The following is a 15,540-nucleotide window of genomic DNA, read 5'->3' on the forward strand; positions in this document are numbered from 1 at the left end:
CCGCGGTCAAGGTGGTCTTGCCGTGGTCAACGTGTCCAATCGTGCCTACGTTTACGTGCGGCTTGGTCCGCTCGAATTTTTCCTTAGCCATTTCAGATACCCTATAAAATCAAAACTATTTCTTGGCGATAACCGCTTCTGCGACGCTCTTCGGCGCTTCAGCGTAGTGCTTGAATTCCATCGTATAGGTTGCACGCCCCTGCGACATCGAACGCAGATCGGTCGCATAGCCGAACATTTCAGCCAGCGGAACCTCGGCCTTGATCGCCTTGACGCCAGCCACATCGTCCATACCCTGGATGATGCCGCGCCGGCGATTCAGGTCGCCCATCACGTCACCCATATAGTCCTCGGGCGTCTCGACCTCGACTGCCATCATCGGCTCCAGCAGTGCAGGACTGGCTTTGCGCATGCCGTCCTTGAACGCCAGAATGGCCGCCAACTTGAACGCCAGCTCGGACGAGTCGACATCGTGGTACGAGCCGTCGAACAGCGTGACCTTGACGTCAACCACGGGAAAACCCGCGAGCACGCCATTGTTCATCGCCTCGACCAAGCCCTTTTCGACCGCGGGAATGTATTCGCGCGGCACCGTTCCACCCTTGATGGCATCGATGAATTCGAAGCCCTTGCCAGCTTCGTTCGGGCCCATCTTGATCCAGACGTGGCCGTACTGGCCCTTGCCGCCCGACTGCTTGGCATGCTTGCCTTCCTGCTCGACTTCTTTTCTGATCGCCTCACGATACGCCACCTGCGGCGCGCCGACGTTGGCCTCGACGTTGAATTCGCGGCGCATGCGATCGACCAGGATGTCGAGATGCAACTCGCCCATGCCGGAGATAATGGTCTGGCCGGATTCTTCGTCCGTGCGGACACGGAACGACGGATCCTCGGACGCCAGGCGACCCAGCGCGATGCCCATTTTTTCCTGGTCGGCCTTCGTCTTCGGCTCGACCGCAACGTGGATGACGGGCTCGGGGAATACCATGCGCTCAAGGATGACCGGAGCCGCAATATCGCACAGCGTATCGCCCGTGGTCACATCCTTCAGCCCGACAACCGCCCCGATGTCACCCGCCCGCAGCTCCTTGATTTCCTCGCGGTCGTTGGCGCGCATCTGCAGGATGCGCCCGATGCGCTCCTTCTTGCCCTTGACCGAGTTCAGAACGGTAGACCCCGCCTGCAGCGTCCCCGAATAGACACGGATAAAAGTCAGCTGACCGACGAACGGATCGCTCATCAGCTTGAACGCCAATGCCGAAAACTTTTCGCCGTCATCCGCCTGACGCACAACCGCCGCATCGTTGTCATCCACACCGTCAACCGGCGGAATATCGACCGGCGACGGCAGATACTGGATGACCGCATCCAGCATGCGCTGCACGCCCTTGTTCTTGAACGCGGTACCGCACAGCATCGGCTGGATTTCACCGGCAAGCGTGCGCGTCCGCAGACCCAACACGATATCGTCCTTGCTCAGCTCGCCTTCCTCAAGGTACTTGTTCATCAGCTCTTCCGAAGCCTCGGCAGCAGCCTCGACCATGTTCGAGCGCCATTTCGCGGCGAGCTCAGCAAGCTCGGCCGGGACGGCCGCGTAGTCGAACTTCATGCCCTGGCTGGCCTCGTCCCAGTTGATCGCCTTCATTTCCAGCAGATCAACGACGCCCACAAAGCCATCTTCCGCGCCAATCGGGATCACGACCGGCACCGGATTGGCCTGCAGCCGGGTGCGCATCTGCTCGACAACCTTGAAGAAATTGGCGCCGGAGCGGTCCATCTTGTTCACGAATGCCAGTCGCGGCACGCCATACTTGTTGGCCTGGCGCCACACCGTCTCCGACTGCGGCTGCACGCCACCCACCGCGCAATACACCATGCACGCGCCATCCAGCACACGCATCGAACGCTCGACCTCGATGGTGAAGTCGACGTGCCCCGGCGTATCGATGATGTTGATACGGTGCTCGGGCATGGACATATCCATGCCCTTCCAGAAACAGGTCACGGCGGAGGAGGTGATGGTGATGCCGCGCTCCTGCTCCTGCTCCATCCAGTCGGTCGTTGCCGCGCCGTCATGTACCTCGCCAAGCTTATGACTCACACCGGTGTAGAAAAGGATGCGCTCAGTAGTGGTCGTCTTGCCGGCATCGATGTGCGCGGAAATGCCGATGTTGCGATAGCGTTCGATAGGAGTCGTGCGTGCCACGTTATGGTCCTGACTGTGTCTGGTAGTGTTTTAAAAAGTAACGCTTAGAAACGGAAATGCGAGAACGCCTTGTTGGCTTCGGCCATACGATGCACTTCCTCACGCTTCTTCACTGCGCCGCCACGACCTTCGGACGCATCCAGCAATTCACCCGCCAGACGGGCGCCCATGGACTTCTCGCCACGCTTGCGCGCCGCATCCTTCAGCCAGCGCATCGCCAGTGCGGTACGGCGACTCGAACGCACCTCGACCGGCACCTGGTAGTTGGCGCCACCGACGCGACGGCTCTTGACCTCGACCAGCGGGCGCGCATTGTTCAGCGCGGTGCTGAACACTTCCAGAGGATCCTTGCCGGACTTGCTGGTGATCTGCTCGAAGGCGCCGTAGACGATGCGCTCGGCAACCGACTTCTTGCCGCTGGACATGACGACGTTCATGAATTTCGAAACCTCCTGATTGCCGAATTTCGGATCAGGCAGGATTTCACGTTTGGGGACTTCGCGACGACGGGGCATTTTCCTGTCTCTCTAATCTAGTTAAGCTTTCTTCGGTCACCGAATTCAGCAGGCCTTGTTCGGGCGCCGGATTTCAATTACGCCTTTTTGGGACGCTTTGCGCCGTACTTCGAACGCGACTGCTTGCGATCCTTCACGCCAGCGGTATCCAGGCTGCCACGCACGGTGTGGTAACGCACACCCGGCAAATCCTTGACCCGGCCGCCACGCACCAATACCACCGAGTGCTCCTGCAGGTTATGGCCTTCGCCGCCGATATAGCTGATGACTTCGAAGCCGCTGGTGAGCTTGACCTTGCAGACCTTGCGCAAGGCAGAGTTCGGTTTCTTGGGCGTCGTGGTGTACACGCGGGTGCACACGCCACGGCGTTGCGGGCAGGCCTTCAGGGCCGGAACCTTGCTCTTTTCCACCGGCGCCTGGCGCGGCTTGCGGATCAGCTGGTTAATCGTTGGCATGTCAAAAATTCCGAAAAATTAAGGTGAGCGTATCGTTACTAAAACAAGCGGGACGGCGCCAACCGCATTTTTGAACGCGGCGCCGTCCCGGGCTAGAGTCCTGCGTTTCCCGGTGGCACTTGTATGTGGCCGGAAAAAGACGCGTGATTTTAGGGCCCCCGGCCCCTCCTGTCAAGCAACTTCCTGATCCTCGGCAGGGCTTGCTTCCCCGCCCTCGATCAGGCGGTCGGCGCCAAGGTCTTCCCCTGCTGCCTGGCGGCGACGAGTATTGTGGTAGGCAAGGCCGGTTCCCGCCGGAATCAGGCGCCCGACAATCACGTTTTCCTTCAGGCCGCGCAGTTCATCCTTCTTGCCCATGATGGCCGCTTCGGTCAGTACGCGCGTGGTTTCCTGGAAGGACGCCGCCGAAATGAAGGAATCGGTCGATAGCGACGCCTTGGTGATACCGAGCAGGATCGGATCGTAGACGGCCGGCTCCTTGCCCGCAGCCGCCATATCGTCGTTGATCTGCAGCACTTCCGAGCGCTCAACCTGCTCGCCAGGAATGAGACCGGTGTTGCCCGGATCCACCACCACGACGCGGCGCAGCATCTGGCGCACGATCACCTCGATGTGCTTGTCGTTGATCTTGACGCCCTGCAGGCGGTACACGTCCTGCACCTCGTCGGTGATGTAGCGCGCCAGCGCTTCCACCCCCTGCAGGCGCAGGATGTCATGTGGGTCGACCGGGCCGTCGACGATCATTTCGCCCTTCTGGACGATCTGGCCGTCATGCGCCGTCACATGCTTCTCCTTGGTAATGAGATACTCATGCGCCACCCCGTCCAGGTCGGTGATGACCAGACGCTGCTTGCCCTTGGTGTCCTTGCCGAAAGAGACGGTGCCGGTGACTTCCGCCAGCACGCCCGCATCTTTCGGCGAACGCGCCTCGAACAGCTCGGCCACACGCGGCAGACCACCGGTAATGTCACGCGTCTTCGAAGTTTCCTGCGGGATACGCGCCAGCACGTCACCCACCGCGACATCCTGACCGTCCTTCACGGTGATGATGGAACCGATCTGGAAAGTGATGTTGACCAGCGTGTCGGTACCCGCGATCTTGATTTCATTGCCGGCTTCGTCCAGCAGCTTGACCTGCGGGCGCACGCCCTTGGCAGCACTGCTGGCCTTGCGCTTGGGATCGATCACCACCAGCGTGGACAGGCCGGTGACGTCGTCGAGCTGCTTGGCCACGGTAACGCCCTCTTCGATGTTCTCGAAGCGGATCCGTCCGGCGTATTCGGTGATGATCGGACGGGTATGCGGATCCCAGGCGGCCAACACTGCGCCGGCCTTGATCTTGGCCCCGTCGGTCACCATCAGCGTGGCGCCGTACGGCACCTTGTGACGCTCGCGTTCGCGCCCGGCATCGTCGGCAATGATGATTTCGCCGCTGCGCGAAATCGCCACCAGTTCCTTGCGTGCATTGGTCACGTAACGCATGGTGGCGGTGTACTGCACGCTGCCGTTGGACTTGGCTTCGAGCTGGCTGGTTGCGGCGGCACGCGATGCCGCACCCCCGATGTGGAAGGTCCGCATGGTGAGCTGTGTACCCGGCTCGCCGATCGACTGCGCGGCGATGACGCCGACCGCTTCGCCAGCGTTGACCAGATAGCCGCGGCCGAGGTCGCGGCCGTAGCACTTGGCGCACAAGCCATAGCGCGTCTCACAGGTCAGCGGCGTGCGCACCTTGACTTCGTCGATGCCGAGCGACTCGATGGTGTCGACCACGTCTTCCACCAGCAGGGTGCCGGCTTCGAACATGGTTTCCTGGGTTTCGGGATGAATAATGTCGCTGGCGGCCACACGGCCAAGAATCCGTTCGCGCAGGGCCTCGACCACTTCGCCGCCTTCGACCAGCGCCTTCACCACCAGACCGTTCTTGGTGCCGCAGTCATCCTCGACCACCACCAGATCCTGCGTCACGTCGACCAGGCGACGCGTCAGGTAGCCGGAGTTCGCGGTCTTCAGCGCGGTATCGGCGAGACCCTTGCGTGCGCCGTGGGTCGAGATGAAGTACTGCAGCATGTTCAGGCCTTCACGGAAGTTCGCCGTGATCGGGGTTTCGATGATCGAGCCGTCCGGCTTCGCCATCAGGCCACGCATGCCGGCCAGCTGGCGAATCTGCGCAGCGGAACCGCGCGCGCCCGAGTCGGCCATCATGTAGATCGCGTTGAACGATTCCTGGGTGACCTCCTTGCCGTGGCGATCGACGACTTTCTCGCCGCCCAGCTGTCCCATCATGGCCTTGGCCACGGCGTCACCAGCGCGGCCCCAGATGTCCACCACCTTGTTGTAGCGCTCGCCCTGAGTCACCAAACCCGAGGTGTACTGCGATTCGATTTCCTTCACCTCGGCTTCGGCCGCGCCCAGGATCTGGCTTTTTTCATTCGGAATCAGCATGTCCTTGATGGCAATCGACATCCCCGCGCGGGTCGCGAAGGTGAAGCCGGTGTACATCAGTTTGTCGGCGAAAATCACCGTCTCGCGCAGGCCGCAGCGGCGGAAACTGGCGTTGATCAGCTTGGAGATTTCCTTTTTCTTCAGCGCCTTGTCGACGAAACTGAACGGCAGCCCCGGCGGCAGGATTTCGGACAACAGCGCACGGCCCAGCGTGGTTTCCACCCGCTTGACGGTCTCGACGCGGTTCTTGTTCTCGTCCAGCGTCACTTCCTTGATGCGCACGGTCACGCGGGCATGCAGCTCGGCTTCGCGGTTGTCGTAGGCGCGGCGCGCCTCGGTGACGTCGGCAAACAGCATGCCTTCGCCCTTGGCGTTGATCTTCTCGCGCGTCATGTAATACAAGCCCAGCACGATGTCCTGCGACGGCACGATGATGGGTTCGCCGTTGGCGGGCGACAGCACGTTGTTCGACGCCAGCATCAGGGTGCGCGCTTCGGTCTGCGCTTCGAGCGACAACGGCACGTGGACGGCCATCTGGTCGCCGTCGAAGTCGGCGTTGAACGCCGCGCACACCAATGGGTGCAGCTGGATCGCCTTGCCCTCGATCAGCACCGGCTCGAACGCCTGGATGCCCAGACGGTGCAGCGTCGGCGCGCGGTTCAGCATCACCGGATGCTCGCGGATGACCTCTTCCAACAGATCCCACACGATCGGCTCTTCGTCCTCCACCATCTTCTTGGCGGCCTTGATCGTGGTCGCCAGCCCCAGGACTTCGAGGCGGTTGAAGATGAAAGGCTTGAACAGTTCCAGCGCCATCTTCTTCGGCAGGCCGCACTGGTGCAGCTTCAGCGTCGGGCCCACCACGATGACCGAACGGCCGGAGTAGTCGACGCGCTTGCCCAGCAGGTTCTGGCGGAAGCGGCCGCTCTTGCCCTTGATCATGTCGGCCAGCGACTTCAGCGGGCGCTTGTTGGCGCCGGTCATCGCCTTGCCACGACGGCCGTTGTCGAGCAGCGAGTCGACCGCTTCCTGCAGCATGCGCTTCTCATTGCGCACGATGATTTCGGGCGCCTTCAGTTCAAGAAGCCTTTTGAGCCGGTTGTTGCGGTTGATGACGCGGCGGTACAGGTCGTTCAGGTCGGAAGTGGCGAAGCGGCCGCCGTCCAGCGGCACCAGCGGACGCAGTTCGGGCGGCAGCACCGGCAGCACTTCGAGGATCATCCATTCCGGCTTGATGCCGGACTTCTGGAAACCTTCGAGAATCTTCAGGCGCTTCGACAGCTTCTTCAGCTTGGTGTCGGAACCGGTTTTGCTGATTTCCGAGTGCAGGCTTTCCACCTCGGTGTGCAAATCGAGCGAGCGCAGCAGTTCGCGCACGCCTTCCGCCCCCATCAGCGCCTTGAATTCGTCGCCGTATTCTTCGAGCTTGGCGAGGTAGTCTTCCTCGGTCAGCAACTGGCCGCGGTTGAGCGGCGTCATGCCGGGCTCGACCACCACGAAGCCTTCGAAGTAGAGCACGCGCTCGATGTCGCGCAGGGTCATGTCGAGCACCATGCCGAGACGGCTGGGCAGCGACTTCAGGAACCAGATGTGGGCAACCGGGCTGGCAAGCTCGATGTGCGCCATGCGCTCGCGGCGTACTTTGGAAAGCGTGACCTCGACGCCGCACTTCTCGCAGATGACGCCACGGTGCTTCAAGCGCTTGTACTTGCCGCACAGGCACTCGTAGTCCTTGACCGGGCCGAAGATCTTGGCGCAGAACAGACCGTCGCGCTCAGGCTTGAAGGTACGATAGTTGATGGTCTCCGGCTTCTTCACTTCGCCGTAGGACCAGGAACGGATTTTCTCCGGCGACGCCAGGCCGATCTTGATGGCGTCGAACTCTTCCTCGTGGGTGGCCTGCTTGAAAAGATCCAACAGTGCTTTCATGGCTGTGTCCTCACCCTAAATTAATAACGTTCCAGATCGATGTCGATGCCGAGCGAACGGATTTCCTTCACCAGCACGTTGAAGGATTCCGGCATGCCGGCCTCGATCTTGTGGTCGCCCTTGACGATGTTCTCGTACACCTTGGTGCGACCGTTCACATCGTCCGACTTCACCGTCAGCATTTCCTGCAGCACGTAGGATGCACCGTAAGCTTCCAGCGCCCATACTTCCATTTCGCCGAAGCGCTGGCCGCCGAACTGCGCCTTGCCGCCCAGCGGCTGCTGGGTCACCAGCGAGTAGGGGCCGGTGGAACGCGCATGCATCTTGTCGTCGACCAGATGGTGCAGCTTCAGCACGTGCTTGTAGCCCACCGTCACCTGGCGGTCGAAGGCTTCGCCGGTGCGACCGTCATACAGCGTGACCTGGCCGCCTTCCGGCAGCCCGGCCAGCGTCAGCATGCGGCGGATTTCCTCCTCCGAAGCGCCGTCGAACACCGGCGAGGCGAACGGCACGCCTTTCTGCAGATTGCGGCCTAGTTCGATTACTTCCTCGTCGCTGAAACTATCGATGTCTTCCGACTTGCCGGACTGGTTGTAGATGTCCTTGAAGAAGTGGCGCAGGTCTTTTACCAGCGTCTTGGTCTGTGCCGCCAGCATTTCGCCGATCTTCTCGCCAAGGCCTTTCGATGCCCAGCCGAGGTGGGTTTCCAGGATCTGGCCGATGTTCATCCGCGACGGCACGCCGAGCGGATTCAACACGATGTCGACCGGCCGGCCATCGGCCATGAAGGGCATGTCCTCGACCGGGACGATCTTCGACACCACGCCCTTGTTGCCGTGACGACCGGCCATCTTGTCGCCGGGCTGCAGGCGGCGCTTGACCGCTAGGTAGACCTTGACCATCTTCTGCACGCCGGGCGGCAATTCGTCGCCCGCGGTGAGCTTTTTCTTCTTCTCTTCGAACATCACATCGAATTCGATGCGCTTCTGCGTGAGGCTGTCTTTCAGCGATTCGACCTGGCGGCTGGCTTCGTCATCGGCCAGTCGGATATCGAACCAGTCGTGGCGGTTCACCGATTCCAGATAGTCCCGGGTAACCTTGCTGCCCTTGGCGAGCTTCTTCGGGCCGCCATTGGCAACTTTCAGATGCAGCAGTTTTTCCAGTCGCGCAAAGGTGTCGTCCTCGACGATCCGCATGCGGTCGGTCATGTCCTTGCGGTACTCCGCCAGCTGGGTGTCGATGATCGACTGCGCGCGTTTATCTCTTTCGATGCCTTCGCGGGTGAACACCTGCACGTCGATCACCACACCGGACATGCCGGACGGCACCTTGAGGCTGGTGTCCTTCACGTCGCTGGCTTTTTCGCCGAAGATGGCACGCAGCAGCTTCTCTTCCGGCGTCAGCTGGGTTTCGCCCTTGGGCGTGACCTTGCCGACCAGTACATCGCCGGCCTCGACTTCGGCGCCGATGGCGATGATGCCGGACTCATCCAGGCGGCCCAGCTGGCGTTCGGCCAGATTGGAGATGTCGCGGGTGATTTCTTCCGGGCCGAGCTTGGTATCGCGCGCCACCACCGACAGTTCCTCGATATGGATCGAGGTGTAGCGGTCTTCGGCCACCACCTTTTCGTTGATCAGGATCGAGTCTTCGAAGTTGTAGCCGTTCCACGGCATGAAAGCGACCAGCATATTCTGCCCCAGCGCCAGTTCGCCCATGTCGGTCGATGCACCATCGGCGATCACGTCGCCGCGGGCGATCACATCGCCCACCTTCACCAGCGGACGCTGGTTGATGTTGGTGTTCTGGTTGGAACGGGTGTACTTGATCAGCGAGTAGATATCCACGCCAACCTCACCCGCACGCGCTTCCTCGTCGTGCACGCGGATCACGATCCGGCCGGCATCGATGTAATCGACGATGCCGCCGCGATACGCGGTGACCACCGTGCCAGAGTCGACTGCAGCGGTACGCTCGATGCCGGTGCCTACAAAGGGTTTCTCCGGGCGCAGACACGGTACCGCCTGGCGCTGCATGTTGGAGCCCATCAGCGCGCGGTTGGCATCATCGTGTTCGAGGAACGGGATCAGCGAAGCCGCCACCGACACGATCTGCGCCGGTGCCACGTCCATGAATTCAATACGGTCCGGCGTCGACAGCGTGAATTCGTTTTTGTAGCGGCACGACACTAGATCGTCCTTGAATTTGCCCTTGGCATCGAGCTCGGCGTTGGCCTGTGCGATCACGAACTTGCTTTCTTCAATCGCCGACAGGAACTCGATTTCGTCGGTCACCTTGTTGTCCACCACCTTGCGGTAAGGCGTCTCGATGAAGCCGTACCAGTTGGTGCGGGCGAACAGGGCCAGCGAGTTGATCAGACCGATGTTCGGGCCTTCCGGCGTTTCGATCGGGCACACACGGCCGTAGTGAGTCGGGTGCACGTCACGCACCTCGAAGCCGGCGCGCTCGCGGGTCAGGCCGCCCGGCCCAAGCGCGGAAACGCGACGCTTGTGGGTGATCTCGGACAGCGGGTTGGTCTGGTCCATAAACTGCGACAGCTGCGACGAGCCAAAGAATTCCTTGATCGCAGCCGATACCGGCTTGGCATTGATCAGATCGTGCGGCATCAGGTTGTCGGATTCCGCCTGGCTCAGACGCTCGCGCACCGCGCGTTCGACCCGCACCAGGCCGGCGCGGAACTGGTTTTCCGCCAGTTCGCCGACCGAACGCACGCGGCGGTTGCCGAGGTGGTCGATGTCGTCGATTTCGCCACGGCCATTGCGCAGCTCGACCAGGATCTTGATGACGGCGACGATGTCTTCAGTCGACAGCGTGCCGGTGCCGGTCAGCTCTTCGCGGCCGATGCGACGGTTGAATTTCATGCGGCCCACGGCCGAGAGATCGTAACGTTCGTCGCTGAAGAACAGATTGCCGAACAGCGCCTTCACCGCATCTTCGGTAGGCGGCTCGCCCGGCCGCATCATGCGGTAGATCGCGACCTTGGCGGCATATTCGTCGATGGTGTCGTCGGTTCGCAGGGTCTGCGAAATGAAGGCGCCGTGGTCGAGATCGTTGGTGTAGAGCGTATTGAATTTCTCAATCCCGGCCTCTGCCAGCTTGGTCAGCAGCTCTTCGGTGATTTCGTCGTTGGCGCGTGCCACCAGCTCGCCGGTGCTGGTGTCGACCACATCCTGCGACAGCACGCGGCCCACCACGAACTCGGCTGGCACCGCCCACTTCTTGACCCCTGCCGCATCCAGCTCACGAATGTGCTTGGCGGTGATGCGCTTGTCCTTGGCGACGATGACGTGGCCGTCCTTGCCGCAGATATCGAAGCGTGCAATCTCGCCGCGCAGGCGTTCGGGAACCAGCTCGAACTGCACGCCCTGGGTGTTGATATAGAAGGTATCCTTGCTGAAGAAATCGTCCAGAATGGCGGCTGGCGTGTAGCCCAGCGCTTTCAACAGGATGGTGACCGGCATCTTGCGGCGGCGGTCGACACGGAAGAACAGGATGTCCTTGGCGTCGAATTCGAAGTCGAGCCAGGAGCCGCGGTAGGGAATCACGCGCGCCGAAAACAGCAGCTTGCCCGAGCTGTGGGTCTTGCCGCGGTCATGTTCGAAGAACACCCCGGGGGAGCGGTGCAGCTGCGACACGATCACCCGCTCGGTGCCGTTGATCACGAACGAGCCGGTCGGAGTCATGAGCGGAATTTCGCCCATGTAGACTTCCTGCTCCTTGACCTCCTTGATCGTCGGTTTTGATGCTTCCTTGTCCATGATGACCAGGCGCACCTTGGCGCGCAACGGCGCGCAATAGGTCAGGCCACGCTGCTGACATTCCTTGATGTCGAACACCGGCTCGCCCAGCGTGTAGCTGACGTATTCCAGGCGGGCATTGCCGCTATGGCTGACGATGGGGAAAATCGAGGTGAACGCGGCCTGCAGGCCTTCGTTCAGGCGCTCTTCGCGCGAACGGCCTTCCTGCAGAAAAGCACGATAGGATTCAAGCTGGGTCGCCAGAAGAAAAGGCACCGGAAGGGTATTGGTACGGCTGGCAAAGCTCTTGCGCAGACGTTTTTTCTCGGTAAAGGTATAAGCCATGGGGTCTCCTTGACGATCAGGGGCAAGCGGGCACGCAGGCTACGGCCGGCGCTTTGCGGGGAATACGGGCTTTCACGGGCTTTGCCCCGCTGAAAGTCGGAGTCCCCTTGTGGGGCACACGCAAAAAGCAAATGACCCGGAAGCCGATTCCGGGTTCCGGGTATTTGCTGCTTGCGTCTGCTGCGGGTTTCCCCGCAACACACGATCGAATCAATTTCGTCACCGGAAAGCAGACAGCGCGCTTGCACGCGCCGCCCTGTTTGTCCGTTGTGACTTATTTGACTTCGACGGATGCGCCAGCTTCTTCCAACTGCTTCTTCAGCGCGTCGGCATCGGCTTTGTTGACGCCTTCCTTTACCGCCTTGGGTGCGCCGTCGACCAGATCCTTGGCTTCTTTCAGGCCCAGACCGGTTGCAGCACGCACCACCTTGATGACTTCCACTTTCTTTTCGCCAGCGGAATTCAGCATCACGGTGAATTCAGTCTGCTCTTCAGCAGCAGCGGCACCAGCGCCAGCGGCGGGGGCAGCCACGGCAACCGCAGCGGCGGCGGCGGACACACCGAACTTTTCTTCCATTTCCTTGATCAGTTCGGACAGATCCAGCACCGTCATGCCAGCAATCGCGTCGAGAATTTCAGCTTTAGAAACAGCCATTTGTAATACTCCTGTCAATGTGCTTCAGATTAAAAACAATTTGTCGATTCGGATGTCGGCAGGCCGCTCAGGCAGCCTGCTTGTCACGCACCGCAGCCAGTCCGCGAACGAACTTGGTCGGCACTTCGTTGAGCGTACGAACGAATTGCGCGATCGGGGCCTGCATGGTGCCCAAGAGCTTGGACAGCAGCTCGTCACGGCTGGGCATGCTGGCCAGGTTCCCCACATCCTTGGCGGACATGACGAAATTGGGCATGGCACCGGCCTTGATAACGAACTTGTCGTTGGTCTTGGCAAACTCGTGCATCACTTTGGCGGCCGCCACCGGGTCTTTGGAAATACCGTAGGCAAGCGGACCGACCAGCTGGTCGGCAATGCCTGCAAACGGCGTATCCGCAACCGCCCGGCGCACCAGCGTATTTTTCAACACGCGCAGATAGACCCCGTCCTGGCGCGCTTTCACGCGCAGCTGGGTCATGCCTTCCACCGTGATGCCGCGGTACTCGGCAACGACAACCGTCTGGGCGGCCGCAACCTGCGCGGCGACCTCGGCAACGACGGCTTTCTTCTCTTCAAGATTCAGACTCAAGGTCTTACCTCCTTCTCAGTTACGGAGCGTTGCCCGCTTGTGCCCACGGGATGCTCCGGCTGGCGGCCTTGACAGGAAAATCCTGCTGGGGAACGCCATCTGCGTAGGGGCCGGCGAAGACAAACAGAGGACAGAACGCCATCACCCATCTACCGCCCGCCGGCAATTAAATCCTTGCGGATGCCTACGGTCTTTGACAACCCGTCAGCCAAACCTGCCGGCTGACGGCCCAAAGTTCATTCAGGCACTCTTTGCAGAGATGCCCGCAACCAGAAACTACGCGCTGACGCTGGCCTGGTCCACGCGCACGCCCACGCCCATGGTGCTCGACACCGACAGGCGCTTGAAATAGATACCCTTGGAGCTGGCGGGCTTGGCGCGCTGCAACGCGTCCAACAGAGCCGCCAGGTTCTCCTTCAGATCATCGATACTGAACGAGGCGCGACCGATCGTGCAATGCACAATGCCGCCCTTGTCGGTGCGGTACTGCACCTGGCCGGCCTTGGCGTTCTTTACCGCGCCCACCACGTCAGGCGACACCGTACCCACTTTCGGGTTCGGCATCAGGCCGCGCGGGCCCAGGATCTGACCGAGCTGACCGACGACGCGCATGGCATCAGGGGTGGCGATCACCACGTCGAAGTCCATCTTGCCAGCCTTGATGTCGGCCGCAAGATCATCGAAACCGACGATATCCGCACCGGCGTCACGCGCCTTCTGCGCGTTGTCGCCCTGGGCGAACACGGCGACACGCACGGTCTTGCCGATACCCTTGGGCAGCACCACGGCACCGCGCACCATCTGGTCGGATTTGCGCGCATCGACGCCGAGATTGACGGCGACGTCGACCGACTCGTCGAACTTGGCGGTTGCGGTTTCCTTGACCAGCTGCAGGGCATCGGCCACCGGATAATTACGGTTGCGGTCGATCTTCTCTTTGAGTGCGCGCAAGCGCTTGGATGCATTAGCCATCTCAGACTCCCTCCACGATGATGCCCATGGAACGGGCCGTGCCGGCAATGGTGCGTACTGCCGCGTCCATATCGGCCGCTGTCAGGTCGGGCTCCTTGGTCTTGGCGATTTCTTCGAGCTGGGCACGGGTGATCGTCCCCACTTTATCCAGGTTCGGCTTGGCGCTACCCTTGTCGAGCTTGATCGCTTTCTTGATCAGCACCGTCGCGGGCGGCGTCTTCATGATGAAGGTGAAACTCTTGTCCGCAAATGCGGTAATCACCACCGGGATCGGCAGACCGGGCTCCATGCCCTGCGTCTTGGCGTTGAACGCCTTGCAGAATTCCATGATATTCAGGCCGCGCTGGCCGAGCGCAGGACCGATGGGGGGCGACGGATTTGCTTTGCCCGCCGGCACTTGCAGCTTGATATAGCCGACAATCTTCTTTGCCATGATGGCTCCTAATTAGTGAGTACCAACGCGCTTTGGGTTGCCCTACTCGCGCTCCTCTCCGGAAAAACCGGATGCCGCGCTCCGGCGTCAATGCCGGAACTCAGCCTTTTTCGACCTGACCAAACCCCAGTTCGACGGGCGTCGCCCGGCCAAAAATCATCACCGACACGCGCAACTTGCTCTTGTCGTAATTCACTTCTTCCACATTGCCGTTGAAGTCGGTAAACGGGCCATCAATGACCCGGACCACCTCACCTACCTCGAACAGAACCTTCGGCTTGGGCTTCTCCACCCCCTCGCGCATCTGATCGAGGATGGACTGCACTTCTTTCTCGGAAATAGGCGCGGGTCTAGTTGCGGTTCCGCCGACAAACCCGGTGACCTTGGGCGTGCTCTTCACCAGATGCCAAGTATCGTCGTCCATCTCCATCTGCACCAGGACATAGCCGGGAAAGAACTTGCGCTCGGCGGTCTTTTTCTGACCGCCCTTCATTTCCACCACTTCTTCCACCGGCACCAGAATTTCGCCAAAGCGATCCTTCATGCCGGCACGCTCGATGCGCTCGATCAAATTGCGCGCGACGCTTTTCTCGAAGCCGGAGTAGGCATGAACCACATACCACCGCATACTCAAACCCCCCGTCCCATGGCCAACTTGACCAACCACATCAAAATGCCGTCCACCGCCCACAAAAAGAGCGCCATCACGACCACAAACGCCATCACCACGCCCGTCATCTGGATGGTTTCCTTGCGGGTTGGCCAGACAACCTTTCTCGCCTCGTCACGCGCATCGAGCGCGAAACGGAAAAACTGCCTGCCCGGGCCCGACATTCCGGCAACGGCGCCCGCCAGCACGATGCCCACCAGCACGGACAACACCCGCACCACAGTTGGCGCGCCCGCAAAAAAATAAAAGCCGGCCACCCCTGCGATGACCAGCAACACTGCTACCAGCAGCTTGAGTTTGTCAGCCATGAATGCTGTGCGCCTTACGGCTTATCCTGTGGCAGGCCAAGAGGGTCTCGAACCCCCAACCTTCGGTTTTGGAGACCGACGCTCTACCAATTGAGCTATTGGCCTGTATTCTTAAAGGCAGGACCAAACGTACATTCCGCACGCCAGGTCCGCCTTGTAGCAAACCCGCCCGCCTTACTCTTCGATCTTGGCCACGACGCCTGCACCGACGGTGCGGCCGCCTTCGCGGATGGCGAAGCGCAAGCCTTCGTCCATGGCGATCGGCT

The 15,540-nt window shown here is 60.9% G+C and carries 13 protein-coding genes and 1 tRNA gene; all 14 read right to left on the minus strand.

The window, feature by feature from the left end:
- The coding region (locus B059_RS20595) for a GTP-binding protein (protein WP_038059333.1) at positions 1-91 on the minus strand (91 nt) is incomplete at its 3' end.
- Positions 92-115: 24 nt separating this feature from the next.
- The gene (gene fusA / locus B059_RS0118100; protein ID WP_018079635.1) at positions 116-2,206 is read right to left on the minus strand and encodes an elongation factor G; all 2,091 of its coding nucleotides are present in this window, start codon (positions 2,204-2,206) and stop codon (positions 116-118) included.
- A gap of 44 nt (positions 2,207-2,250) precedes the next feature.
- Entirely contained in the window at positions 2,251-2,721 is a 471-nt protein-coding gene (gene rpsG / locus B059_RS0118105) for a 30S ribosomal protein S7 (RefSeq protein WP_018079636.1), read from the minus strand.
- A gap of 77 nt (positions 2,722-2,798) precedes the next feature.
- Positions 2,799-3,176, minus strand: coding sequence for a 30S ribosomal protein S12 (gene rpsL / locus B059_RS0118110; protein WP_011310913.1), 378 nt, complete (start codon positions 3,174-3,176; stop codon positions 2,799-2,801).
- Positions 3,177-3,347: 171 nt separating this feature from the next.
- Positions 3,348-7,547: a DNA-directed RNA polymerase subunit beta' gene (gene rpoC, locus B059_RS0118115; RefSeq protein ID WP_018079637.1), complete on the minus strand. Its 4,200-nt coding sequence runs from the start codon at positions 7,545-7,547 to the stop codon at positions 3,348-3,350.
- A gap of 20 nt (positions 7,548-7,567) precedes the next feature.
- Entirely contained in the window at positions 7,568-11,647 is a 4,080-nt protein-coding gene (gene rpoB, locus B059_RS0118120) for a DNA-directed RNA polymerase subunit beta (protein ID WP_018079638.1), read from the minus strand.
- 274 nt (positions 11,648-11,921) lie between these two features.
- The gene (gene rplL, locus B059_RS0118125; RefSeq protein WP_018079639.1) at positions 11,922-12,302 is read right to left on the minus strand and encodes a 50S ribosomal protein L7/L12; all 381 of its coding nucleotides are present in this window, start codon (positions 12,300-12,302) and stop codon (positions 11,922-11,924) included.
- Between the two features lie 67 nt (positions 12,303-12,369).
- Complete coding sequence (rplJ, locus tag B059_RS0118130) at positions 12,370-12,891, minus strand: 50S ribosomal protein L10 (RefSeq protein WP_018079640.1); 522 nt, start codon at positions 12,889-12,891, stop codon at positions 12,370-12,372.
- A gap of 276 nt (positions 12,892-13,167) precedes the next feature.
- Entirely contained in the window at positions 13,168-13,863 is a 696-nt protein-coding gene (rplA, locus tag B059_RS0118135) for a 50S ribosomal protein L1 (RefSeq protein ID WP_018079641.1), read from the minus strand.
- A 1-nt stretch (position 13,864) separates the two neighbouring features.
- A complete protein-coding gene (gene rplK / locus B059_RS0118140; protein WP_018079642.1) occupies positions 13,865-14,296 on the minus strand; it encodes a 50S ribosomal protein L11 in 432 nt (143 codons plus the stop codon).
- A 100-nt stretch (positions 14,297-14,396) separates the two neighbouring features.
- The gene (nusG, locus tag B059_RS0118145; protein ID WP_026177640.1) at positions 14,397-14,930 is read right to left on the minus strand and encodes a transcription termination/antitermination protein NusG; all 534 of its coding nucleotides are present in this window, start codon (positions 14,928-14,930) and stop codon (positions 14,397-14,399) included.
- Positions 14,927-15,274, minus strand: a complete 348-nt coding sequence (gene secE / locus B059_RS0118150; RefSeq protein ID WP_018079644.1) for a preprotein translocase subunit SecE — start codon at positions 15,272-15,274, stop codon at positions 14,927-14,929. The genes nusG and secE overlap by 4 nt, the downstream gene beginning before the upstream one ends.
- Positions 15,275-15,303: 29 nt before the next feature.
- Positions 15,304-15,379: transfer RNA gene (locus B059_RS0118155), tRNA-Trp, on the minus strand.
- A 69-nt stretch (positions 15,380-15,448) separates the two neighbouring features.
- On the minus strand, positions 15,449-15,540 hold a 92-nt coding region (locus B059_RS20600), incomplete at its 5' end, for an EF-Tu C-terminal domain-related protein (protein ID WP_018079645.1).

This window comes from Thiobacillus denitrificans DSM 12475, assembly GCF_000376425.1.
Taxonomy (GTDB): Bacteria; Pseudomonadota; Gammaproteobacteria; order Burkholderiales; family Thiobacillaceae; genus Thiobacillus; species Thiobacillus denitrificans.

Coding starts and splice junctions, on each gene's coding strand:
- rplA (WP_018079641.1), bottom strand. CDS start 13,863: ATGGCTAATGCATCCAAGCGCTTGCGCGCACTCAAAGAGAAGATCGAC.
- rpoC (WP_018079637.1), bottom strand. CDS start 7,547: ATGAAAGCACTGTTGGATCTTTTCAAGCAGGCCACCCACGAGGAAGAG.
- rplL (WP_018079639.1), bottom strand. CDS start 12,302: ATGGCTGTTTCTAAAGCTGAAATTCTCGACGCGATTGCTGGCATGACG.
- rpoB (WP_018079638.1), bottom strand. CDS start 11,647: ATGGCTTATACCTTTACCGAGAAAAAACGTCTGCGCAAGAGCTTTGCC.
- rpsG (WP_018079636.1), bottom strand. CDS start 2,721: ATGCCCCGTCGTCGCGAAGTCCCCAAACGTGAAATCCTGCCTGATCCG.
- rpsL (WP_011310913.1), bottom strand. CDS start 3,176: ATGCCAACGATTAACCAGCTGATCCGCAAGCCGCGCCAGGCGCCGGTG.
- rplK (WP_018079642.1), bottom strand. CDS start 14,296: ATGGCAAAGAAGATTGTCGGCTATATCAAGCTGCAAGTGCCGGCGGGC.
- secE (WP_018079644.1), bottom strand. CDS start 15,274: ATGGCTGACAAACTCAAGCTGCTGGTAGCAGTGTTGCTGGTCATCGCA.